A 20920-nucleotide genomic window follows, 5' to 3' on the forward strand; every position below is an offset into this window, starting at 1 on the left:
GTGCCTGCGGGCCTGCCTCACCGTGCGGCCCCGTTCAGGCAACGCGCCATCAGCGCAGCACCCTCGGCCATGCGCGGGCCGGCGCGCACCAGCACGTCCAGTTCGGCCGGCACAAAGCGGCAGACGCGCCCTGCCTGCATGGCACGCATGCGGCCCCAGCCCGGATAGGGCTCGCCCGATGTGCCCAGGCTGCGGTCGCCGCCCAGGATGAAGTCCGGATCGGCGCGCACCACGAATTCAGGGTTGATGCGCGGAAACGGCCCCAGCTGCGCACCCACGATGTTGCGCATGCCCAGGCGCGCCAGGGTCTCGCCAATGAACGAAGACTCGCCTGCGGCAAAGGGGCCGCGGTTGACCTCGAAATACACGGTCTGCCCGCGCAGCGCGGGGGCCATGCTGCGCTCCACCTCCTGCATGCGCACCTCGATGGCGGACCAGACACGGTCGGCGCCCTGCGAGGGCGGCAGGTCCAGCAACTGGCCCACGGTGCGCAGCACGGCCTGCGCATCGGCATGGGTGCGCGGCTCCAGCGCCACGACCTTGAGGCCCAATGCCTGCAGCCGCGCCACCGAGCGCGAGGCCATGGACACCAGCACCAGATCGGGCTTGAGCGCGACGATGGCCTCGATGTTGGGATCCATGCCGCCGCCCACCACGGGCAGGGTCTTCACATGGGCCGGCCAGTTCGAATAGCGGTCCACGCCGACCAGGCGCTGGCAGCCGCCCAGCTCGCACACGGTCTCGGTCAGCGAGGGCAGCAGGCTGACGATGCGCTGCGGCGGCTGTGGCAGCTCCACCGGAACGCCCCGCCCGTCCGTGACCCGGATGGCAGCCTGCGCCGCAGACAGCGCCAGTGGCAACGCCAGGCCCCACAGGGCGAGACGCCATGGCCTCACGGCTGCGGGCCCTTGAGCGCCAACGGCAGGCCGGCGCACATCAGCGTGACGGTTTCGCAGCTTTGCGCCGCACGCTGGTTGAGCACACCCAGCGCATCCACAAAGGCCCTCACCTGCGATCCCAGCGGGATCACGCCCAGGCCGATCTCGTTGCCGACCAGGATCACCGGGCCGGGCGCAGCTTGCAAGGCGGCCAGAAAGGCCGTGCATTGGCCCTCCCATCCGCGCACCAGTTCCTCGGAAGGCTGGGCCGGCATCATCCAGTTGGTCAGCCACAGCGTCAGGCAGTCCACCACCAGCAGGCGCTGCGGCGTGCTGTGCCGCGCCAGCATGGCGGCCAGGTCCAGCGGCTCCTCAAGCGTGGCCATGCCGGGCACGCGCTCGGCGCGGTCGCGCCGGTGGCGGGCGATGCGCTCGCGCATTTCGTCGTCCCAGGGCTGGCCGGTGGCGATCAGCGCGGCCTCGCGGTCCAGGGCGCCATCGAGCCAGGCGCGGGCCAGCAATTCGGCACGGCGCGACTTGCCGCTTTTCTGGCCGCCCAGAATGAGTTGGCTGCGCGCAAGCGAATAGATGGAGATCTGGTCGGTCATGACGCCTGGCCCGCGGGAATGTCAGCGCCCAGCAGCGCCGCCACGGCGCGCGGCTGCGAGGCAAACCAGGCATGGAAATAGCTGGCGTGCACGCTGCCCTGGCGGTACAGCGCCTCGCCCCGGTCGGGCTGGGGGGCCTGGCCGGGGCGGCTGCTGCGCCCGGCCTCGACCATGGACGTGTCCAGCCGGCTGTAGTGGAAGGTGTGGCCGCGCAACAGGCCCCAGGGCGTGGGCAGCTGCTGCATGCCCAGGCCGGCCAGGCGCGGCTGCATGCGTGCATGGCCGGGCAACAGGCCCCAGAGGTCCGTGGTCCGGCCCGCAGTGTCGGTCAGTCGTTCGCACAGCGCCAGCATACCGCCGCACTCGGCCCAGACCGGGCGGCCGGCAGCCACGTGGGCGGCAATGTCACCGCGCAGCGCGGCATGGGCGGCCAGCGCGTCCAGGTGCAGTTCCGGATAGCCGCCGGGCAGCCACAGCGCATCGCACTGCGGCAGGCGCTCTGCGGCCAGGGGTGAGAAGAAGGCAATCCTCGCACCCATGGAACGCAGGCAGTCGAGGTTGGCCTGGTAGATGAAGCTGAAGGCCGCATCACGCGCCACCGCCACGGTGCGGCCCGCCAGCCAGGGCTGCACGGCTTCGGCAGGTTCCGGGCACGGTTCAAAGTCCACGGACCAGTCCTGCCAGCTGGCGCCCTGCCCCGGACCGACCCGCCAGGGCAACTGGCCCAGCGGCGTGGCCAGCAGCGCATCGGCGGCCACGTCCAGGCGCTGCAGGGCATCGTCCAGCTCATGCGCGGCAACCAGGCCCAGGTGCCGCTCGGGCAGCAGCGAGGTGGTGCCTGCACCCTGCACCCGCGCCAGCGCGCCCAGCCACAGCGAAGGCTCGCGCAGGCCGGCACGCAGCAGGTCGGCATGGTGGGCGCTGCCCACGCGGTTGGCCAGCAGGCCGGCCCAGCGCAGGCCGGGCCGGTAGTGCTGCAGGCCATGGGCCAGCGCGCCAAAGGTGCCGGCCATGCCCGAGGCGTCGATCACGGCCAGCACCGGCAGGCCCAGCCGCTCGGCCACATCGGCCGCGCAGGGCGTGCCGTCGAACAGGCCCATGACGCCTTCCACCAGGATGAGGTCGGCCTCGCAGGCGGCAGCGTGCAGGCGCTCACGCATGTCGGCCTCGCCCGTCATCCACAGATCGACGCTGTGCACGGGCGCACCGCTGGCCAGCTCGTGCCAGTGCGGATCCAGGAAGTCAGGGCCGCACTTGAACACGCGCACGCGGCGCCCCTGGCGCGCATGCAGCCGCGCCAGCGCAGCCGTCAGCGTGGTCTTGCCCTGGCCCGAGGCCGTGGACGTGATCAGCAGCGCCGGGCAGCGTGCCCCGCCCCGGCCAAGGTCAATATTCATGTGTATTTGTTTGCTCCGTGCGACGCTGCCTTGAACCGGCCGCTCCGCCAACGCGGCGCATTGTAGTGCGCACCCCCGCCGTATCCGCACCCGACCCGCACCGCGCCCGCAACCAATGCTTACGCATTACACCCCGCCGAAGCAGACGCGTCCTACACATGGCGCTACGATTTTGTGAGACAGTCTGCCGCCTGCGCTCGAATACCTGAGCACGGCGCTGACGTCAAGCCTTCTAAGCCCCCCTGCTATCAGGTTTCCTCGGATACTTCCACGGAATGCGCTCACTTCGTTCGCACGTCCTACAATCTCAGCGTCTATGACCTCCCAGACTTCCCTCGACCACATTGCAGAGCGCGTGGAGCGCCTGCTGGTTCGCCACGAGGAACTGCAACGCACGAATGCGCTACTCGCCGAACAGGTGGCGGCCCTGACCCAGGAGCGTGATTCGCTGCGCTCGCGGCTCAACGCCGCCCGGGCCCGCGTCGATGCCCTGATCGAGCGCCTGCCCTCCAACCAGGGGGCTTGACCCCCTTCGCAACCGCCGACGCCCCGAACGCCCATGAAGCAGATCGAAGTGCAAATCCTGCAGCAAAGCTATGTGCTGACCTGCCCCGATGGCCAGGAAGAGCGTCTGCTCGAGGCCGTGCGCCGTGTGGACACGGCCATGACCCGCATCCGCGACAGCGGCAAGGTCCGCTCGCGCGAGCGCGTGGCCGTGCTGTCCGCGCTGAACATGGCCTTCGACGTGCTGGACCGCGAAGCGCAGGAAAGCGCCATGGCCACGGCCCAGGCCGAAATGCAGTCCCTGCATGACGAGGTCACTTCGCAGCATGCCGCCCAGTCCCTGCCGCCCGAGCCCAGCCCCGAGGAACTGGCCGAGCGCCAGCGCCAGCAGGCCCTTGCCGAGCAACTGGTGCTGCGCCTGGACCAGGCCCTGGAAAGCGATGCACGGCTGCTCTGAGCCGCCACAACCCCGCCCATGCAACGGCCTCTTCGGAGGCCGTTTTTCATGGCATCGGCCATGTCAATGGAAAGCCCATGCCGTTCAAAGAACTTGATTGCGGGCCTGCCCAATCGCCGTAGAATGGAGGCGTCTGCAAACCCGCCGGGCTTTATAGTTCCTTGGACCAATGCTCTATGAGCCCGGGCTTGGTACATTGCCATTCGAGCGTGATCGTCTCGCGTTAGATGAACCCAACGTCTGGCTGCCCTTGCCCCCCTGAACCCCGGTTCAGGATGACGGCCCGGTGGTCTTTGCAGACACCTGATTCCAACCCGGCGCACCTCCACGGTGCGCCGGGTTTTTTGTTGCCCTCCCCTCCCCGCCCATCCACTACCGACCTTCTGCCGCATGCCTGACCTGCTGTTTCTCGAACTGGCCCTGCTGGGCCTGTGCTCCGGTTTCCTGGCCGGCCTGCTGGGGGTGGGCGGCGGCATGGTGCTCGTGCCGTTTCTGACCTACTTTCTCGACAAGCGCGGGGTTGGCCCCGACCTGTCCGTGAAGATGGCGATCGCCACGGCCATGGCCACCATTGTGTTCACCTCGATCTCCAGCCTGCGCGCCCACCACGGTCGCGGCGCCGTGCGCTGGGACATCGTGCGCAGCCTGGCGCCGGGCATCATCACGGGCGGCCTGCTCGCCAGCCTGGGCGTTTTCGCGCTGCTGCGCGGCAAGTACCTGGCGCTGTTCTTTGGCGTATTCATCGGCTACATGGCGCTGCGCATGCTGCGCAGCAACAGCCAACCCACGGCCACGCGCGCCCTGCCCGGCCCGCTGGGGCTGTACGGCGCGGGTACGGGCCTGGGCTTCATCTCGGGGCTGGTGGGGGCAGGCGGGGCCTTCATCAGCGTGCCCTTCATGATGCGCTGCTCGGTGCCCATGCACATGGCCGTGGGCACCAGCGCGGCACTGGGGTTTCCGATTGCCGTGGTGAATGCGGCGGGCCTGATCTTCACCGGCGCGGGCGACGCGGGGCGCCCCGAATACTCGCTGGGCTACCTGTGGCTGCCGGCCCTGCTGGCCCTGGCCTGCTGCAGCGTGCTGACGGCACCGCTGGGGGCACAGGCCGCGCACCGGCTGCCCGTGGGCCAGCTCAAGCGCATCTTTGCCACGCTGCTGTTCGGCCTGGCGGCCTACATGCTCTGGAAGGGCTTGAGCGCAGGCAACTGAGCGCTCGCGGCCTGGGCCATTCTCTGCCGGTAGGCGATGGCGCCAATGCCGGCGCGCTGGGCCTGCAGGCATTCGCCGAACTGCTCGCGCGGCAGACCAGGCGCGCACAGAAAGCCCTGGAAGTAGTGGCCCTGCATGCGGTGGATGGCCGTCAGCTGCTCGTGCGTTTCCACACCCTCGGCCACGATCTCCACGCCCAGCGCCAGACCCAGGCTGATGATGGCGCCCACAATGGCCTGGTCGCCCTCGTCGCTGGGCAGGCCGCGCACGAAGCTCTGGTCGATCTTGATCTTGGAGATGGGCAGCTTCTTCAGGTAGGCCAGGTTGGAGTAGCCGGTGCCGAAGTCGTCAATCACCATGCCCACACCCAGATCGGCGATCTGGCACACGCGCAGCGCCATGTCCTGGGCGTCCTGCAGCAAGATGCTTTCCGTCAGCTCCAGCTCCAGCAGCTGGGGTGTCAGGCCGTAGCTGCGCAGCAGCTCGGTCACCCGCTCGACAAAGCCTGACTGGCGGAACTCCAGCGCCGACACGTTGACCGAGACCTTGATGGGCATGCCCTGCTGCTGCCAGCGTGCAGCCTCCTGCACGGCCTGCTCCATGACCCAGGCGCCCAGCGTGACGATGTAGCCCGACTCCTCGGCCAGCGGGATGAAGACACCCGGCGAGACCACGCCGAATTCGGGATCGGTCCAGCGCAGCAACGCCTCGGCCGCGACGATGCGGTCGCTGTCTATGTGCACCTGCGGCTGGAAGTAGACCGCCATGCGGCCATGCTCCAGCGCCTGGCGCATGGCGTGCTCCAGCTTCATGCGCGACAGCAGGCCGGCGCTCATCTGCGGCTGGTAGAAGCTGAAATGGCCCCGGCCCCGCTCCTTGACGCGGTACATGGCGGTGTCGGCCTGGCGGATCAGTTCATCCAGCGTGAGGCCATCGGCCGGGTACTGGGCCACGCCGATGCTGCACTGCACGGAAAAGCCCAGGCCGTCGAGCAGGAAGGGGCGCTCCATCTCCTGCAGGATGCGCTTGGCCACCGACGCGGCCAGCTCGGCGTTGCAGCCCTGCAGATAGAGCACGAACTCGTCGCCACCCAGGCGGCACAGGATGTCCACGGGCCGCATGCAGTCGCTCAGGCGCTGCGCGACCAGCTTGAGCACGCGGTCGCCGAACTGGTGGCCCAGCGAGTCGTTGATGATCTTGAAGCGGTCCAGGTCGATGAACAGGATGCTGAACACCGTGCCGCCTGCGCGCGCGGCCTCGATGGCTGCATCCACGCGCTCCGTGAGGTTCAGGCGGTTGGGCAGGCCGGTGAGCGCGTCGCTGTAGGCCAGTTGTTCAATGCGCTGCTGGGCCACGCGCTGCTGCGTGAGGTCGCGCATGAAGCCGATGCTCTGCACCACGTCGCCCTGCGCGTTGCGCAGCGGCACCCAGGACAGGCGCACGGCGCAGCGCGCGCCGCCGGCCTGGCGCAGCCACAGGTCGCCCTCCCAGAAGCCGCCCTGGTGCCACTGGATGCGGGCCAGGTCGCCCAGGGTGTCGGCCTGGCCTTCGGCGGCCTCGAACAGCGACTCCACCGTGCGCCCCTGCACGGGCATGCCGCCCAGCAGGCGTTCGCAGGCCGGGTTGGTGCGGGCCACATCCATGTAGCCGTCGGCGATGAAGATGCCGTCCAGGCTGGACTCGAAGACGCGCGCGGCCAGCTCCAGGCCCGCCTGGGTCTGGGCCTCGGCCGTGATGTCGCGGAAGGAAAAGATCCGTCCCATGGGCAGGCCCCGGCGCAGCTGGGGCACGGCGCGGCGCTCCAGGATGCGCCCGTCGCGCAGGTCCAGCACGTCGGCCGCCTCCATCAGGGGCTGGGCCGACAGCAGCTTCAGCTGGCGCGCATAGGATTCGGCATCGCGCACCTGGCTGGCCAGGTGGTCGAGGATGGCCACGTCGTTGCGGCGCACCAGCAGCGCCTCGGGAATGCCCCAGAGCGTGGCAAAGCGGTGGTTGAAGGCGCGGATGCGGCCATCGGGATCGCAGACCAGGATGGCGTCGGCCGCGGACTCCAGCGTGGCGCGCAACTCGCCCAGCAGGCTCTCGAACTCGGCCTCGTGCAAGGCCTGCTCGCGCCGGTCCAGCATGCTGACCAGCAGCACCTCGCCGTCGAGCGCGCGCACGCGCATCTCCACGGGCGCCAGCTGGCCATCGGCGCGGCGCACCTCGGCAATGAACTGGGCTCCGGCCTGCCAGTTGAAGGGATCGCTCCAGAAAGCCTGCTGCTGCGGCGTGGCGGCCAGCACCTGCACGGGCAGGCCCGGGGCCGCATCGGCCTCATAGCCGGTGACGGATTCGCTGGCGGCGTTGGCGCGCAGCACCTTCAGGGTGCGCGCATCGATCAGCCACAGGGCCTCCTGCAGTGCATCGAGCAGGCGGGGCCAGGCGCGGTTCAGCGCTTGCTTGTTCAAGACGCCACCTTCGGTGGATCCAACTCCACCGCCCGTTCAAAGTAATAGCAGACACGCCGGCGCGGCGACAGGTAGTCCAGCGCATCGCGCGGCAGCTGCGCGGGCGCCACTCCCCGGCGTATGCCCAGCTCGGGAAACAGCTCCAGCGCCAGCACGGGTGCCTGCGCGGCCGGCACGCCGGCATCGTGCACCATCACCGAGGGCTTGAGCGGGCGTGATGCATTCACGGACATGACCATGGCATGGCGCCCGTCGGTCAGCTCCACCACCGAGCCCGGAGGGAACACACCCATCATGCGGATGAAGCCATTGAGCACGGGCGCGGCGAACTTGTCGCGCAGCCGACTGAACAGCATGGACAGAGCCTCGTGCGGCGTATGCGGCGTCTGTGCATCGCCGGGATTGCACAGGCGGTCGTAGGTGTTGACCAGGGCCAGGATCTGGCCCGTGAGCTCCATGTCTTCGGCCACCAGGCTCAGCGGGAACCCCGTGCCGTCGGCCCATTCATGGTGCTGGGCGATGGCCGTGGTGACCTGGGCCGACAGGCCCATGCGCATGGCAATGGCCACGGATTCGCCCACATGGCGCTCGTAGCGCTCGCGCAGGGCGTCGGGCACGGAAGGCTCCAGGGCCAGGCCGTGCATGCCGTCGACACCGGCCACGGGCTTGCCCGCGTCATGCAGCAGCGCCGCCAGGCCCAGGTCGCGCAGCAGCGATTCCTGCAGGCCCAGGGCCCGGCCCAGCAGCAGGCTGAGCACGGTCACGTTGACGGCATGCACGCTCTGGCTGCTGCCCACGCCATCGGACAGCAGGTGAATGGCCACGTCCTGCGGGCCCGCCAGTTCGGCCAGGCAGCCATCGACCAGGGCCTCGGTGGGCATGCGCGCCTGCTCGGGCGCGCTGGCGATGGTGGTCTCTATGGCCACATAGCCGCGCTCCACTTTCTGAAAGCGCGCATTGCAGTCCTCCAGCCGGCCGCGCCAGTCGGGCACGGACAGCAGCAGCGGTGCTGGCGCAGGTTCGGTGGGTGCAGGCTCGGGTGCCACCACGACGGGCGGCAGCTCCTGCGGCGGCGGGGTGCGCACCTCGGCGGGCCAGGTGTCGCTTTTGTGCGGGACACAGCGCACCACCTCCAGGCCCAGGGATTTCAGGGTCTGGATCTGTGCGCTGGAGGTGATCTTGAAGCTGCTGACCGGAAAGGGATGGTTCAGCCACCCAACATCGAGCTGGACAAACATGCCCGGACGGAGGTCTCGGATATCGATGAGGACGGAATGGTTCACGCGCGGCAACGGCCCCGAGGCTGAAGGAATCGGCAATATGTAAGCCGATGATTCGGGCATTATCTCCAGTTCTGAGGGCCTCGCAGCCAATCCGCGACCCCAGGTGCCAAGTCTGGCCTCAGCTGTTGCTCAACGGCACCAGAGGCTGGGCTTGTAGATCAGGTCCATCCACAGCGCCCAGACGGCCACGCCCACCAGCATCAGGCCGGCCAGACGCGTGCCCCATTCGGCGCGCAGACCGTTCAGGCGCTGCCGGCCCAGCCGCCACAGCCAGGGGCCGGCCACCAGCCACAGCCCGCTGCCCGCACCAAAGGCCGCCATGGCCAGCGCGCCCTGCCACGGGCCGCCGCTGAGCGCGGCGACCAGCACGGCCGAATACAGCAGTCCGCAAGGCATGAGTGCCCAGGCATAGCCTGCCGCCAGCGTGCCGCCCGGCGCCGACACCCAGGGCTGCACGCGCCGCCAGGCGGCGCGGCCGGCAGACTCCAGCCAGGCGGGCTGGCGGGCCTGCACCATCATGGCCAGGCCCCAGGCCATCACGGCGACATGGGTCAGCGTCCAGAACGGCTGCAGCGCCGTGGTCTGGCTGGTGAGCCAGGACAGGCTCTCCATGGCCAGGGCCGAGGCAGCGCCCAGGCTGGCATAGCCGGCCAGACGGCCGCCGTGGAACAGCGCCGTGCGCAGCCACAGCCGGCTTTGCAATCCATGCACGGCCACCACCTGCGAGCCACCGCCCTGCCCCGCCCCGCCCGTGACCACGCCGCAGGGCGCAGCGCACATGGCAAGGCAATGGGGCCCGCCGACGAGCCCCATGATCAAAGCGGTCCAGAGCAGCGACAAGAGCATGGGGCCTAGATGATCCTCGAAAACCGCGCCCGGTTCTTGTCCGCCTGCAGATATCGGTCAAACAGCATGGCCACGCCGCGCACGAAGTACCAGCCCATGGGCGTGACCTGGAATCCCTCGTCGCTGATCTGCACCAGGCCCTTGGCCTGCAGGTCCTCCAGGGCCGCCATCTCGGGCGCGAAGTACTCGCGGAAGCCCAGCAGCCAGGCCTGCTCCATGGGCTCGAACAGCACGGCGCCCTGGCACATGATGGCCATGATGACGGCGCGGCGCACCAGGTCGTCGCGCGACAGCGCCAGGCCCCGCACCACGGGCAGGTGGCTGGCGTCGATGGCGTCGTAGTACTCCTCCAGCGTCTTGGCGTTCTGGCTGTAGCTGGCGCCCACCTTGCCGATGGCCGACACGCCCAGCGCAATCAGGTCGCAGTCGGGCTGGGTGCTGTAGCCCTGGAAGTTGCGGTGCAGCCGGCCCTGGCGCTTGGCCACGGCCAGCGAGTCCTCGGGCAGGGCGAAGTGGTCCATGCCCACGTAGACATAGCCACCGTCCATGAACGCGGCGATGGAACGCGACAGCATGGCCAGCTTGTCGGCCCCCTGGGGCAGATCCTCGGCCGCAATGCGCCGCTGCGGCTTGAAGCGCTCGGGCAGGTGGGCATAGGCATAGAGCGCGATGCGGTCGGGCCGCAGCGCGTTGACCTGGGCCAGCGTGCGCTCGAAGGATTCGGGCGTCTGCTTGGGCAGGCCGTAGATCAGGTCCACGTTGATGGAGGCAAAGCCCAGCTGCCGCGCGGCCGCCACCAGCTCGAACACCTGCTCGGCCGGCTGCACGCGGTGCACCGCGATCTGCACCTGCTCGTCGAAGTCCTGCACGCCGAAGCTCAGGCGGTTGAAGCCCAGCTCCTTGAGCACGGCCAGGCGCTCAACGCTGACGGTGCGCGGATCGACCTCGATGGAGTATTCGCCACCCGGCTCCAGCTTGAAATGCTCGCGCAACAGGCCCATCAGCGTGCGCAGCTCATCGTCGGAGAAGAAGGTGGGCGTGCCGCCGCCCAGGTGCAGTTGGCTGACGGTCTGGCCCTTGCCGCAATGGGCCGTGTGCAAGGCCATCTCGCGCGCCAGGTAGTCCAGGTAGACGGCGGCGCGATCGTGGTGGCGCGTCACGATCTTGTTGCAGGCGCAGTAGTAGCAAAGCGACTCGCAAAAGGGCACGTGCACATACAGCGACAAAGGCATGGCACGCGCTGCGGTACTCGATTTGCGTTGTTGCAGCGCCAGGATATAGTCCTCTGCACCAAAGGCCTCGACAAAGCGGTCGGCGGTAGGGAACGAGGTGTATCGGGGCCCCGGTACGTCAAAGCGACGCAGCAGCTCTGGGGTGACAGCGGTCATGGGTTTTTTCCTCTAATACCTCGACTGTGCCGCAGCACATCGGTCATGTCCTTGACTCATATCAAGAGTTGTTTGAGGGACTGCTGCGACAATTTGATCCAACTCATCGCAATCCACGAGGTCACCGCCGGCACGCTGTGTGCCGCTGATGTTTATCACTCCATGAACCTTCAGACCATCAAAGCCTCCTGCTCCAACTGCAACCTGCGCGAACTGTGCATGCCCATGGGCCTGGATGCCGAGCAGATGCAGCGCATCGACGACATCGTGGCCACGCGCCGCAAGGTCAAGCGCGGAGGCCTGCTGTTTCGCAATGGCGAGACATTCACCTCGCTGTACGCCATCCGCACCGGCTTCTTCAAGACCTGCGTGGCCACCGAGGACGGACGCGACCAGGTCACAGGCTTTCAGATGGCCGGCGAGATCATTGGCCTGGACGGCATCGTCAACGACCACCACACCTGCGATGCCGTCGCGCTGGAAGACGCCGAAGTCTGCGTCATGCCCTTCGACAAGCTGGAAGACCTGTCGCGCGAGGTCACGGCCCTGCAAAACCATGTGCACAAGGTCATGAGCCGCGAGATCGTGCGCGAGCACGGCGTGATGCTGCTGCTGGGCAGCATGCGCGCCGAAGAGCGCCTGGCCGCCTTCGTGCTCAACCTGGTGCAGCGCCTGCATGCGCGGGGCTTTTCCAAGTCCGAACTGGTGCTGCGCATGACGCGCGAGGAAATCGGCAGCTACCTGGGCCTGAAGCTGGAGACGGTGAGCCGCACCTTCTCCAAGTTCGCGGACGACAACATCATCGAGGTGCGCCAGCGCCATCTGCGCATCCTGGACACGGAGGCGCTCAAGCGCATCGTCAACAGCCAGCAGTGCCAGTGAGGCTGCAAGGGCGGCAAGCATTCATCCGCCAATGAACAAGGCCCGCGACAGCGGGCCTTGTTCATTGCGGCGGGCTCTCGCTCAGTCCCGCCCCAGCCCCTGCATGGCCAGGTCCGGGTCGGGCTCGGAGACCACGCCGTCATTGAGATCGCGGGCCGAGCGGCCCAGCATGGTGGTCATCAGGCTGGAGAGCATGGTCACGCCCCAGAAGGCGAAGAAGGCCAGCGTGTAGATGCCCTGGCGCGACCAGCCCAGGTCGCCGAGCCAATGCAGCTCCAGCGGGTCCACAAAGGCAAAAACCAGCATCTCCATCACGGCGGCTGCCAGAAAGGCAGGCCAGGCAATCCACATCCAGCGTTGGGCCAACATCAGCGATCTCCTTGTGCTGTCGAGGGGTCGCCTTCATTGTGCGCCGCGCCAACGCATGGCGCCAAGCCCCGCAGCGCCCTGCACGCCTGTAGGAAACCCTCACCCGTCGCGCATGCCGGAGATGCGATCCGCCATGCAAAAAGGCCGCGACTGCGGCCTCTTGCAGGGGTGCACGGCGATCAGCGGTCCGTGGGGTGATCGTGCGCGGGCGTGGCCGCATGGTTGCGGCCGGTGACGGCGGGCGCCATGCTCTTGGGCACTTCGCGCACGCCATCGGCACGCTCGTTGATCGTGATGCCGTTGCGGTAGTAGTCGGGGTCGATCACGGGATCGGCGCCATTGATGGCGATGATGGCCGTGATCACGGCAGCGACCACCACGGCCGCCGGGCCGGCCACCACCAGCCAGACATGGCCGAACTTCCACCAGGGCTTGCCGGCGTCGGGGTGCGAGGGAGCCTGCGCGGGCGCGGAAACTGCGGGACTGGAAGACATGGGAAAACTCTTTCTTTCAGGCGGCAGGCGCGGACCGTGCCGCGCCTGCCAGGAACATCACCGGGGCACCAGGAAGACGGCCTTTTCGGACGCGCGTCCCGCGCCTGAATGCACGGCATCGATATCGAAGAATACGGTGTGCGAGCCCGGCTCGGCCGAACCGTAGGGAATCTGCAGGCGCGCCGCAATGCCGCGCGTCTCGGCCGGGCCGACCTCGACTTCCTGCTCGGAAGCCAGCTCCAGCCCATCGAGGCCATGGGCGCTGATGCGGTAGCGCTGGGCCTGCTCGGTGGCATTCATGATCTGCAGGCGGTAGACATTTTCCAGCTTGCCGCCCGCGACGATGCGCGACAGCGACGCCCGGTCGCGTATCACGTCGACCTTGACCGACTGGCGCAGCGCCAGGCTCACGATCATGGCCACGCTCAAGCCGATCAGCACGGCCGAGTAGATCAGCACGCGCGGACGGAAGATGCGGCGCAGCACCTGGGCACGCCGCCACAGGCCGGCCATGGCGTTCTGCGTGGTCAGGCGGATCAGGCCGCGCGGGTACTCCATCTTGTCCATGATGGAATTGCAGGCGTCTATGCACAGGCCGCAGCCAATGCATTCGTATTGCAGACCGTTGCGGATGTCGATGCCCACGGGGCAGACCTGCACGCACATCTTGCAGTCGATGCAGTCGCCCAGGCCCTGGGCCTTGTAGTCCACCTTTTTGGTGCGCGGCGCACGCGGCTCGCCCCGGCCCGTGTCGTAGCTGACGATCATGGTGTCCCGGTCGAACATGGCGCTCTGAAAGCGCGCATAGGGGCACATGTATTTGCAGACCTGCTCGCGCATGTAGCCCGCGTTGCCATAGGTGGCAAAACCGTAGAACAGCACCCAGAACATCTGCCAGCTGCCCTGCAGCGCCAGCAGCTCGCCGCCCAGCTCGCGGATGGGCACGAAGTAGCCCACGAAGGTGAAGCCGGTCCACAGCGCAATGGCGATCCACAGCAACTGCTTGAGCGACTTCTTCCAGGCCTTCTCGAAGGTCCAGCCGTTCTTGTCCAGCCGCATGCGCGCGCTGCGGTCGCCTTCGACCTTGCGCTCCACCCACATGAAGATCTCGGTGTAGACCGTCTGCGGGCACGAGAAGCCGCACCACAGGCGCCCGGCCACAGCCGTGAACAGGAACAATGCCAGCGCCGAGATGATCAGCAGGCCCGCCAGGTAGATGAAGTCCTGCGGGTACAGCACCAGCCCGAAGAGATAGAAGCGCCGCGTTCCGAGGTCGAACAGCACCATCTGGCGCTGGCCCCACTCCAGCCAGGGCAGGCCGTAGAAAACCAGTTGGGTGAGAAACACCAGGGCCCATCGCCAGCGTGCGAAGACACCGCTGATGGAGCGCGGGTAGACCTTCTTTTCCGACTCGAACATCGACACCAGCTCGCCCGGATCAGGCGTGGCCGGCGTGATCGGAATGACTTTGCGGGGAGGCTTCCCGGTGTCATCCCCGCTCTCGGGCTTCATGGTGGGTTCCTTTGTTTTTTTGAAATATCTGAAAACTCAAAACGCAAAAAGGCGGCGCCGCAGCGCCGCCCCTGTGCTTACTGACGGACTGCGCCGTCTTTGTGCGACATGCCCCAGACATAGGAAGCAAGCACCGCGATCTGCGCCTCGGTCAGCTTGTCCTTCTGGGCAGGCATCTCGTTGTGCTTGCCGTTGTTGATCATGGCCGTGATGGCGGCCTCGCCCCAGCCGTGCAGCCAGATGTCATCGGTCAGGTTGGGCGCGCCCAGGGCCTGGTTGCCCTTGCCGTCCATGCCGTGGCAGGCAGCGCAGGCCGTGAACTTGGACTTGCCCAGCGAGGCCTTGAGCGAGTCGTGCGGGCTGCCCGACAGGCTCAGCACATAGTGCGAGAGGTTGCGCACATCGTCGGGCGTGCCGACGGCAGCGGCCATGGGCGGCATGATGCCGATGCGGCCGCCCGTGATGGTTTCCCTGATCTTCTCGGGCGTGCCGCCATGCAGCCAGTCGCCATCGGTCAGGTTGGGGAAGCTCTTGCCGCCGCGTGCATCCGAGCCGTGGCACTGTGCGCAGTTGTTCATGAACAGGCGCTCGCCGATGGCCATGGCCTGGGGGTCCTTGGCCATGTCTTCGGTGCTCATGCTCGTGAACTTGGCGTACAGCGGCTCCAGGTCCGCGCGGGCCTTGGCCATCTCGTTTTCATAGGCGCCCAGCTGCGTCCAGCCCAGCTTGCCCGCGAACGAGCCCAGGCCCGGATAGGCCGCCAGGTAGGCGAAGCCGAACACCGAGGTGATGATGAACAGCCACATCCACCACTTGGGCATGGGGTTGTTCAGCTCGCGCAGGTCCTCGTCCCAGACGTGGCCCGTGGTGTTGTCGGCCGATGGGACCACCTTCTTGCGTGCGGTGAGATACAGCAGCAGCAGGCAGCCGATGATGCCGCCCAGCGTGATCGCCGTGACATAGATCGACCAGAAGTTGTTTACGAAATCGCTCATGGGAAGTTCTCGTTCTGGTGGAGGGACTCAGTCTTGCTCGAACGGCAGCTGGGCGGCCTCGTCGAAACGGGCCTGGTTGCGGCGGGCGAACGCCCACCACCAGATGCCGATGAAGCAGGCCAGCGAGGCCAGCGTGGCCACGATGCGCATGGTGGTGATGTCCATGTCGCTCTCCTTTACTTGACCGAACGGCCCAGGACCTGCAGGTAGGCGATGACGGCGTCCATTTCCGTCTTGCCCTTGACCTGCTCGGCAGCGCCGCTGATTTCCTCGTCGCTGTAGGGCACGCCCACCTTGCGCAGCGCGCTCATGTGCTGAGCGACCACGGTGTCATCCACCTTGTTCTTTTCCAGCCAGGTGTAGGCAGGCATGTTGGACTCGGGCACCACGTCGCGCGGGTTGTTCAGGTGGATGCGATGCCATTCGTCGCTGTACTTGCCGCCCACGCGGTGCAGGTCGGGACCCGTGCGCTTGGAACCCCACTGGAAGGGGTGGTCATAGACGAACTCGCCAGCCACCGAGTAGTGGCCGTAGCGCATGGTCTCGGCGCGGAAGGGGCGGATCATCTGCGAGTGGCAGTTGTAGCAGCCCTCGCGCAGATAGACGTCGCGGCCCATCAGCTGCAGCGGCGTGTAGGGCTTGAGGCCCGCCACCGCTTCCGTGGTCGACTTCTGGAAGAACAGCGGAACGATTTCCACCATGCCGCCGACGGCGACCACCAGCAGGGTCAGAACGATCAGCAGGAAATTGTTGGTTTCCACCTTCTCGTGGGAAAAGCTCTTGGGAGCGCTATTGTTGTGATCGGACATGAGTAATGCTCCTAGACGCTCAGGCGTGGGCCACGACTGCAGGCACGGCCACCTTCACCGAACGGCCCGAGATCGCGGTCTTCCAGGTGTTCCACAGCATGACCAGCATGCCGCCCAGGTACAGCAGGCCACCGGCCACGCGGATCACGTAGAACGGATAGCTGGCCTTGACGCTTTCGACGAAGGTGTAGGTCAGCGTGCCATCGGGATTGACGGCGCGCCACATCAGGCCCTGCATCACACCGGCGATCCACATCGCGGCGATGTACAGCACGATGCCGATGGTGGCCATCCAGAAGTGCAGTTCGATGGCGCCCACCGAGTGCATCTTGGTCTTGCCGAACAGGCGCGGGATCAGGTAGTACAGCGAGCCCATGGTGATCAGGCCCACCCAGCCCAGGGCGCCCGAGTGAACGTGGCCCACGGTCCAGTCCGTGTAGTGCGACAGCGCGTTGACGGTCTTGATGGACATCATCGGACCTTCGAACGTGGACATGCCGTAGAACGACAGCGACACGATCAGGAAGCGCAGGATGGGGTCGTCGCGCAGCTTGTGCCATGCGCCCGACAGCGTCATCACGCCGTTGATCATGCCGCCCCAGCTGGGAGCCAGCAGGATCAGCGAGAACACCATGCCCACGGACTGCGTCCAGTCGGGCAGCGCGGTGTAGTGCAGGTGGTGAGGACCCGCCCACATGTAGGTGAAGATCAGCGCCCAGAAGTGGACGATGGACAGGCGGTAGCTGTAGACCGGACGGCCAGCCTGCTTGGGGATGAAGTAATACATCATGCCCAGGAAGCCTGCGGTCAGGAAGAAGCCCACGGCGTTATGGCCGTACCACCACTGCACCATCGCGTCCTGCACGCCGGCGTAGGCCGAGTAGCTCTTCATCCAGCCGGCGGGAATGGCCGCGCTGTTGACGATGTGCAGCAGTGCCACGGCGATGATGAAGGCGCCGAAGAACCAGTTGGCCACGTAGATGTGGCGGACCTTGCGGATGCCGATGGTTCCGAAGAACACGATGGCATACGAGACCCAGGTCACGGCGATCAGCAGGTCGATCGGCCACTCCAGCTCGGCGTACTCCTTGCCCTGGGTGTAGCCCAGCGGCAGGCTGATCGCGGCGGCGAGAATGACGATCTGCCAGCCCCAGAATGTCAGGCTGGCCAGCTTGGGCATGAACAGCCGCGTCTGGCAGGTGCGCTGCACCACGTAGTAGCTGGTTGCGAACAGCGCCGATCCGCCAAAGGCAAAGATCACGGCGTTCGTGTGCAGCGGACGCAGGCGTCCGTAGCTCAGCCATGGAATGCCGAAGTTGAGTTCCGGCCAGGCCAGCTGCGAGGCGATCAACACCCCGACAGCCATGCCTACCACCCCCCAGACGACGGCCATGATAGAGAACTGCCTTACGACGGAATCGTCGTAATAGACAGCGTTTTTATTTGAACTATCCATCGTGCACCCCTTAGATTGCTATCAAAGTGTTACGTTCTTCGCTCCCGGGCGTGTTGACCCACGTCAATCGTCCCGAAGAATGCGCTCACCCTCTTGCTCCACACTCTCGAACTGCCCGCGATACACGGCCCACCACAGGGCCGCAAGGATGGCCAGCACCAGCACCACCGACAGCGGGATCAGCAAATACAAAATATCCATGGTCAGTTCCCCGTGGCGCTGACGCGCCACGCCTTGCCCCCAAAACGGGCGCGATCCAGCTCAGTGACACCGAGCAAGAGCCGCCTCGCGGCGAAGGTGTCGTTCCCCTCCCGCGAAGCGAGAGAGGGGGAAGCGGCGCAGCCGCTCAGGGGGTGTATTTCCATCAGAACCTCCCCACCGTTGCGGTGGAGCCCGTCTTCATCGCGACGGACGCTGCGGGCGCAGCAGGCGTGCCCGTGTGATTCGTTGCAGCCAGTGGCAGGCTGCGCGCAAGGCGCGCGGCATTCATCACCACCAGCAGCGAACTCAGTGCCATTCCCAGGCCGGCCACCCAGGCAGGCATGAAGCCCGCCAGGGCCAGCGGAATCGACACCGCGTTGTAAGCGGCTGCCCAGGCCATGTTCTGGCGCACCACCTGCAGCGTGCGGCGCGACAACAGGCATGCCTGGAGTACCAGTTCCAGGCTGTCACCCAGAACAACGAAATCTGCGCGCGATTGTGCCAGCGGCACTGCTCTACCAAAAGCAAAAGAGACATGCGCTCCAGCTAAAACTGGGCCGTCGTTGAGGCCGTCGCCCACCATGGCCACATGGTGGCCGGCTGCCTGCGCCTGCTGCAGCCGCTCCAGCTTGTCCTGCGGGCTGCAGCCGCCGTGGGCCTGGGTGATGCACACGCGCGCCGCCATGGCGCGTGCGGCGTCCTCTCGGTCGCCGGACAGCAGCATCACGGCGATGCCCTGCTTCCCGAGCGCCTGCACGACGGCGGCGGCCTCGGGCCGCACGTCCTCGCTGAGTACAAAGCGCGCCAGCGTATGCCAGCCCTGTTCGGTCTGCTCGGCCAGCAACACGCCCTGCACGGGCTGCTCGCCCGCCACGCCCGCATGCAGGGCCGATCCCAGGCGCAGATGGCGGCGTCCGCCCGGGCCCTGCACCCAGGCGTCCAGGCCCAGGCCTGCCACTTCCTGCATGGTGTCCAGCTTCCAGTGCGTCGCGGCATGGGCGCCAGCCTGCGCGATGGCGCGCGAGGCCGGGTGCATGGACTGGCGCGCCAGCAGCGCCGCCAGCGCCAGCACCTCGTCGGCATCCTCGCCGCGCGCAGGCTCGAACGAGGACAGCGCCAGGCCGTCGCGTGTGAGCGTGCCGGTCTTGTCGAACACCAGGGTGTCCACGGCGGCCAGCGCTTCCAGGCCCTGCAGGTTGCGCACCAGCACGCCGCTGCGCGCCAGCGTGCCGGCGGCCGTGAGCATGGCCACGGGCGTGGCCAGCGACAGCGCGCAGGGGCAGGTGACGATGAGCACGGCCACGGCCACCATCATGGCCTTGCCGGGATCGGTGGGCCACCACCAGATGGCAGCGCCCAGCGCGGCCAGCAGCACCACGACCAGGAAGGGCCGCGCCACCTTGTCGGCCAGTTGGGCCAGGCGCGGCTTTTGCAGCGAGGCGCTTTCCATCAGGCCCACGATCTGGGCGAAGCGCGTGTCGGCCCCCACGCCGTCCACGCGCACATCGACCACGGCGTCCAGGTTGTAGCTGCCGGCCGTGACGCTGTCACCCTCGGCACGCAGCACGGGCGTGGACTCGCCCGTGAGCAGGGCCTCGTCGGCATGGGTGCGGCCGCGCACGATGGTGCCGTCGGCCGGGAAGGCCTCGCCGCTGAGCACGCGCACCCGGTCGCCGGCACGCAGGCGGCGCGTGGCCACGCGCTCGAAGTGGCCGGCCGCGTTCTCGCGCAGCACGGCATCGGGCAGGCGATTCATCACGGCTTCCAGCGCGCCGGCCGTGCGGTCGCGCAGCCGCAGCTCCAGCCAGCGGCCGGACAGCAGGAAGAAGACGAACATGGTCAGCGAGTCGTAGAAGACTTCCTCGCCGAAGGGCCCCGAAGGATCGAAGGTGCCCAGCGAGCTGATCACGAAGGTGATCAGCATGCCCAGCGCCACGGGCAGGTCCATGCTCACGCGGCGCTGGCGTATGTCGCGCAGCGCACTGGAGAAAAAGGGTCCGCAGCAAAACAGCACCACGGGCAGCGAGATGACCCAGGAGGCCCAGCGCAGCAGCGTCTCCATCTCCTGCGACAGATCGCCGGGGCGGGCCACGTAGGCGGGCCACGCATACATCATCACCTGCATCATGCAAAAGCCGGCCACCAGCCAGCGCCACAGCGCACGGCGGCTTTCGGCCTGGCGGCGCTCGCGCGCAAAGGCATCGCGTGCAGGAAGCGCCTGGTAGCCGGCGCGCCGCACGGCCTCCATCCACTGGGATGGAAGCACCTGCTCGTGGCGCCAAGTGACTCGCGCGCGGCGCGTGGCTGCGCTGACTTCGGCCTTCTCCACCCCGGGCACGGCCCGCAGCGCATCCTCGATGGTCAGCGCGCATGCGGCACAGTGCATGCCCTCCAGAACGACGTGCGAATCCCAGGCAGGGAAATCGGTGGGTTCTTTGGAAGGGTCGGCGGGAGTTGCGGGGCCTGCGGGCCGTCCGAACGAACTCCACTCCTGCGGATCATCCAGCAGTCGGGCCGTGGCCTGCTGCGAGGGCGAGAGACCTGAATCAGGCGCCGCCACCGCCGCCTCGCTGGATGGGGCTGCAATGGTGTGGGGCATGGTTCTTAGCGTAATCGGGGGGCATGATAAGCGTATTGACATTAATCAACCGTTAACTCATGGTTGGGTCTATGCTGACTTCGTCCCACCCATCAGCACACACGAAAGGAGCACGCATGTACAACCGCATCCTGATCGCCACCGACGGTTCCGAGCTTTCCGACAAGGCCGTGGACAGCGGCCTGGGCCTTGCCGCGCTGTGCGGCGCCAGCGTGATCGTCGTCAAGGTGGTCCAGCACTATCCGCGCAGCTACTTCGAAGGCGGCGAAACCGTGGATCTCAAGCAGATCGAACGCATCGAAGGCCAGTGGACGGCCAACGCGCAGACCGTGCTGGATGCCATCCACGCCAAGGGCCAGGCGCTCAAGGTCCACGTGACCACGGAGATCGTCAAGTCCGACCTGGTGGCCGAAAGCGTGATCGACGTGGCCAAGCGCCGCGACTGCGACCTCATCGTCATGGCCTCGCACGGCCGCAAGGGCCTGCAGCGCCTGCTGCTGGGCAGCGAGACGCAGCACGTGCTCACGCACACCCACATTCCCGTGCTGGTACTGCGCTGAAGGGTAGCGGCAGCTTCGGCTTT

21 protein-coding genes are annotated in these 20920 nt (G+C 67.2%); 5 read left to right on the forward strand and 16 right to left on the reverse strand.

Features of this window, described 5'->3' with window-relative positions:
• Positions 1 to 17 precede the first annotated feature (17 nt).
• The 3 genes from KDK82_RS14570 to KDK82_RS14580 are packed head-to-tail and all read right to left on the reverse strand — an operon-like array spanning position 18 to position 2883.
• Positions 18 to 896 (reverse strand): ABC transporter substrate-binding protein, encoded by an 879-nt coding sequence (locus tag KDK82_RS14570; protein ID WP_088165291.1) that lies wholly within the window; start codon positions 894 to 896, stop codon positions 18 to 20.
• Positions 893 to 1486 carry a bifunctional adenosylcobinamide kinase/adenosylcobinamide-phosphate guanylyltransferase gene (locus KDK82_RS14575; protein WP_088165292.1) on the reverse strand — a complete coding sequence of 198 codons (594 nt, stop codon included), beginning with the start codon at positions 1484 to 1486 and terminating at the stop codon, positions 893 to 895. The genes KDK82_RS14570 and KDK82_RS14575 overlap by 4 nt, the downstream gene beginning before the upstream one ends.
• The gene (locus tag KDK82_RS14580; RefSeq protein ID WP_088165293.1) at positions 1483 to 2883 is read right to left on the reverse strand and encodes a cobyrinate a,c-diamide synthase; all 1401 of its coding nucleotides are present in this window, start codon (positions 2881 to 2883) and stop codon (positions 1483 to 1485) included. Before KDK82_RS14580 ends, KDK82_RS14575 begins: the two co-directional genes overlap by 4 nt.
• Positions 2884 to 3199: 316 nt before the next feature.
• Here KDK82_RS14580 and KDK82_RS14585 point away from each other — a divergent pair, with 316 nt between their 5' ends.
• The 3 genes from KDK82_RS14585 (at position 3200) to KDK82_RS14595 (ending at position 5053) form a co-directional block, all read left to right on the forward strand.
• On the forward strand, positions 3200 to 3409 hold the full coding sequence (locus tag KDK82_RS14585) for a hypothetical protein (RefSeq protein ID WP_012204637.1): 210 nt from the start codon (positions 3200 to 3202) through the stop codon (positions 3407 to 3409).
• Positions 3410 to 3442: 33 nt separating this feature from the next.
• Entirely contained in the window at positions 3443 to 3844 is a 402-nt protein-coding gene (locus KDK82_RS14590; protein ID WP_012204636.1) for a cell division protein ZapA, read from the forward strand.
• 390 nt (positions 3845 to 4234) lie between these two features.
• Positions 4235 to 5053, forward strand: a complete 819-nt coding sequence (locus KDK82_RS14595; protein WP_088165294.1) for a sulfite exporter TauE/SafE family protein — start codon at positions 4235 to 4237, stop codon at positions 5051 to 5053.
• Here the strand turns inward: KDK82_RS14595 and KDK82_RS14600 are convergent.
• The 4 genes from KDK82_RS14600 to hemN form a co-directional block, all read right to left on the reverse strand.
• Positions 5017 to 7503, reverse strand: coding sequence for a bifunctional diguanylate cyclase/phosphodiesterase (locus KDK82_RS14600; RefSeq protein ID WP_088165295.1), 2487 nt, complete (start codon positions 7501 to 7503; stop codon positions 5017 to 5019). The two genes, KDK82_RS14595 and KDK82_RS14600, sit on opposite strands and share 37 nt — an antisense overlap.
• A complete protein-coding gene (locus tag KDK82_RS14605; protein WP_088165296.1) occupies positions 7500 to 8846 on the reverse strand; it encodes an HD-GYP domain-containing protein in 1347 nt (448 codons plus the stop codon). Before KDK82_RS14605 ends, KDK82_RS14600 begins: the two co-directional genes overlap by 4 nt.
• A 69-nt stretch (positions 8847 to 8915) precedes the next feature.
• The gene (locus KDK82_RS14610; protein WP_088165297.1) at positions 8916 to 9632 is read right to left on the reverse strand and encodes a sulfite exporter TauE/SafE family protein; all 717 of its coding nucleotides are present in this window, start codon (positions 9630 to 9632) and stop codon (positions 8916 to 8918) included.
• Positions 9633 to 9637: 5 nt separating this feature from the next.
• Complete coding sequence (gene hemN, locus KDK82_RS14615) at positions 9638 to 11020, reverse strand: oxygen-independent coproporphyrinogen III oxidase (RefSeq protein ID WP_034391810.1); 1383 nt, start codon at positions 11018 to 11020, stop codon at positions 9638 to 9640.
• A 162-nt stretch (positions 11021 to 11182) separates the two neighbouring features.
• On the opposite strand from hemN, the gene fnr reads away from it, so the two are divergent.
• Positions 11183 to 11902, forward strand: a complete 720-nt coding sequence (gene fnr, locus KDK82_RS14620) for a fumarate/nitrate reduction transcriptional regulator Fnr (protein ID WP_034391808.1) — start codon at positions 11183 to 11185, stop codon at positions 11900 to 11902.
• Positions 11903 to 11983: 81 nt separating this feature from the next.
• On the opposite strand, the gene KDK82_RS14625 is transcribed toward fnr, so the two are convergent.
• The 9 genes from KDK82_RS14625 to KDK82_RS14665 form a co-directional block, all read right to left on the reverse strand.
• Positions 11984 to 12271, reverse strand: a complete 288-nt coding sequence (locus KDK82_RS14625) for a hypothetical protein (protein ID WP_013803226.1) — start codon at positions 12269 to 12271, stop codon at positions 11984 to 11986.
• Between the two features lie 179 nt (positions 12272 to 12450).
• Entirely contained in the window at positions 12451 to 12765 is a 315-nt protein-coding gene (locus tag KDK82_RS14630; RefSeq protein ID WP_012204628.1) for a FixH family protein, read from the reverse strand.
• 57 nt (positions 12766 to 12822) lie between these two features.
• Positions 12823 to 14277 (reverse strand): cytochrome c oxidase accessory protein CcoG, encoded by a 1455-nt coding sequence (gene ccoG, locus KDK82_RS14635; RefSeq protein ID WP_013803227.1) that lies wholly within the window; start codon positions 14275 to 14277, stop codon positions 12823 to 12825.
• Between the two features lie 77 nt (positions 14278 to 14354).
• A complete protein-coding gene (gene ccoP, locus KDK82_RS14640; RefSeq protein WP_012204626.1) occupies positions 14355 to 15272 on the reverse strand; it encodes a cytochrome-c oxidase, cbb3-type subunit III in 918 nt (305 codons plus the stop codon).
• A gap of 27 nt (positions 15273 to 15299) precedes the next feature.
• A complete protein-coding gene (locus tag KDK82_RS14645) occupies positions 15300 to 15437 on the reverse strand; it encodes a cbb3-type cytochrome c oxidase subunit 3 (RefSeq protein WP_012204625.1) in 138 nt (45 codons plus the stop codon).
• 11 nt (positions 15438 to 15448) lie between these two features.
• Positions 15449 to 16081, reverse strand: coding sequence for a cytochrome-c oxidase, cbb3-type subunit II (ccoO, locus tag KDK82_RS14650; RefSeq protein WP_012204624.1), 633 nt, complete (start codon positions 16079 to 16081; stop codon positions 15449 to 15451).
• 19 nt (positions 16082 to 16100) lie between these two features.
• Complete coding sequence (gene ccoN / locus KDK82_RS14655; protein WP_063326627.1) at positions 16101 to 17537, reverse strand: cytochrome-c oxidase, cbb3-type subunit I; 1437 nt, start codon at positions 17535 to 17537, stop codon at positions 16101 to 16103.
• Positions 17538 to 17600: 63 nt separating this feature from the next.
• Positions 17601 to 17738: a cbb3-type cytochrome oxidase assembly protein CcoS gene (gene ccoS / locus KDK82_RS14660; protein WP_013803228.1), complete on the reverse strand. Its 138-nt coding sequence runs from the start codon at positions 17736 to 17738 to the stop codon at positions 17601 to 17603.
• A gap of 163 nt (positions 17739 to 17901) precedes the next feature.
• Positions 17902 to 20337 (reverse strand): cation-translocating P-type ATPase, encoded by a 2436-nt coding sequence (locus tag KDK82_RS14665; RefSeq protein ID WP_088165298.1) that lies wholly within the window; start codon positions 20335 to 20337, stop codon positions 17902 to 17904.
• 116 nt (positions 20338 to 20453) lie between these two features.
• Here KDK82_RS14665 and KDK82_RS14670 point away from each other — a divergent pair, with 116 nt between their 5' ends.
• Positions 20454 to 20897 (forward strand): universal stress protein, encoded by a 444-nt coding sequence (locus tag KDK82_RS14670; protein WP_016445196.1) that lies wholly within the window; start codon positions 20454 to 20456, stop codon positions 20895 to 20897.
• Positions 20898 to 20920 lie beyond the last annotated feature (23 nt).

This window comes from Delftia sp. K82 (assembly GCF_002193035.1).
Classification (GTDB): domain Bacteria; phylum Pseudomonadota; class Gammaproteobacteria; order Burkholderiales; family Burkholderiaceae_C; genus Comamonas; species Comamonas acidovorans.

What these genes read in the sequence shown, in the direction of transcription:
- KDK82_RS14645 (WP_012204625.1), bottom strand. Translation starts at nt 15,437, where the DNA reads ATGGACATCACCACCATGCGCATCGTGGCCACGCTGGCCTCGCTGGCC.
- KDK82_RS14575 (WP_088165292.1), bottom strand. Translation starts at nt 1,486, where the DNA reads ATGACCGACCAGATCTCCATCTATTCGCTTGCGCGCAGCCAACTCATT.
- KDK82_RS14665 (WP_088165298.1), bottom strand. Translation starts at nt 20,337, where the DNA reads ATGCCCCACACCATTGCAGCCCCATCCAGCGAGGCGGCGGTGGCGGCG.
- fnr (WP_034391808.1), top strand. Translation starts at nt 11,183, where the DNA reads ATGAACCTTCAGACCATCAAAGCCTCCTGCTCCAACTGCAACCTGCGC.
- KDK82_RS14625 (WP_013803226.1), bottom strand. Translation starts at nt 12,271, where the DNA reads ATGTTGGCCCAACGCTGGATGTGGATTGCCTGGCCTGCCTTTCTGGCA.
- ccoN (WP_063326627.1), bottom strand. Translation starts at nt 17,537, where the DNA reads ATGGATAGTTCAAATAAAAACGCTGTCTATTACGACGATTCCGTCGTA.
- KDK82_RS14610 (WP_088165297.1), bottom strand. Translation starts at nt 9,632, where the DNA reads ATGCTCTTGTCGCTGCTCTGGACCGCTTTGATCATGGGGCTCGTCGGC.
- ccoO (WP_012204624.1), bottom strand. Translation starts at nt 16,081, where the DNA reads ATGTCCGATCACAACAATAGCGCTCCCAAGAGCTTTTCCCACGAGAAG.
- ccoP (WP_012204626.1), bottom strand. Translation starts at nt 15,272, where the DNA reads ATGAGCGATTTCGTAAACAACTTCTGGTCGATCTATGTCACGGCGATC.
- KDK82_RS14670 (WP_016445196.1), top strand. Translation starts at nt 20,454, where the DNA reads ATGTACAACCGCATCCTGATCGCCACCGACGGTTCCGAGCTTTCCGAC.
- KDK82_RS14595 (WP_088165294.1), top strand. Translation starts at nt 4,235, where the DNA reads ATGCCTGACCTGCTGTTTCTCGAACTGGCCCTGCTGGGCCTGTGCTCC.
- KDK82_RS14590 (WP_012204636.1), top strand. Translation starts at nt 3,443, where the DNA reads ATGAAGCAGATCGAAGTGCAAATCCTGCAGCAAAGCTATGTGCTGACC.
- KDK82_RS14580 (WP_088165293.1), bottom strand. Translation starts at nt 2,883, where the DNA reads ATGAATATTGACCTTGGCCGGGGCGGGGCACGCTGCCCGGCGCTGCTG.
- KDK82_RS14585 (WP_012204637.1), top strand. Translation starts at nt 3,200, where the DNA reads ATGACCTCCCAGACTTCCCTCGACCACATTGCAGAGCGCGTGGAGCGC.
- KDK82_RS14605 (WP_088165296.1), bottom strand. Translation starts at nt 8,846, where the DNA reads ATGCCCGAATCATCGGCTTACATATTGCCGATTCCTTCAGCCTCGGGG.
- KDK82_RS14630 (WP_012204628.1), bottom strand. Translation starts at nt 12,765, where the DNA reads ATGTCTTCCAGTCCCGCAGTTTCCGCGCCCGCGCAGGCTCCCTCGCAC.
- ccoG (WP_013803227.1), bottom strand. Translation starts at nt 14,277, where the DNA reads ATGAAGCCCGAGAGCGGGGATGACACCGGGAAGCCTCCCCGCAAAGTC.
- hemN (WP_034391810.1), bottom strand. Translation starts at nt 11,020, where the DNA reads ATGACCGCTGTCACCCCAGAGCTGCTGCGTCGCTTTGACGTACCGGGG.
- ccoS (WP_013803228.1), bottom strand. Translation starts at nt 17,738, where the DNA reads ATGGATATTTTGTATTTGCTGATCCCGCTGTCGGTGGTGCTGGTGCTG.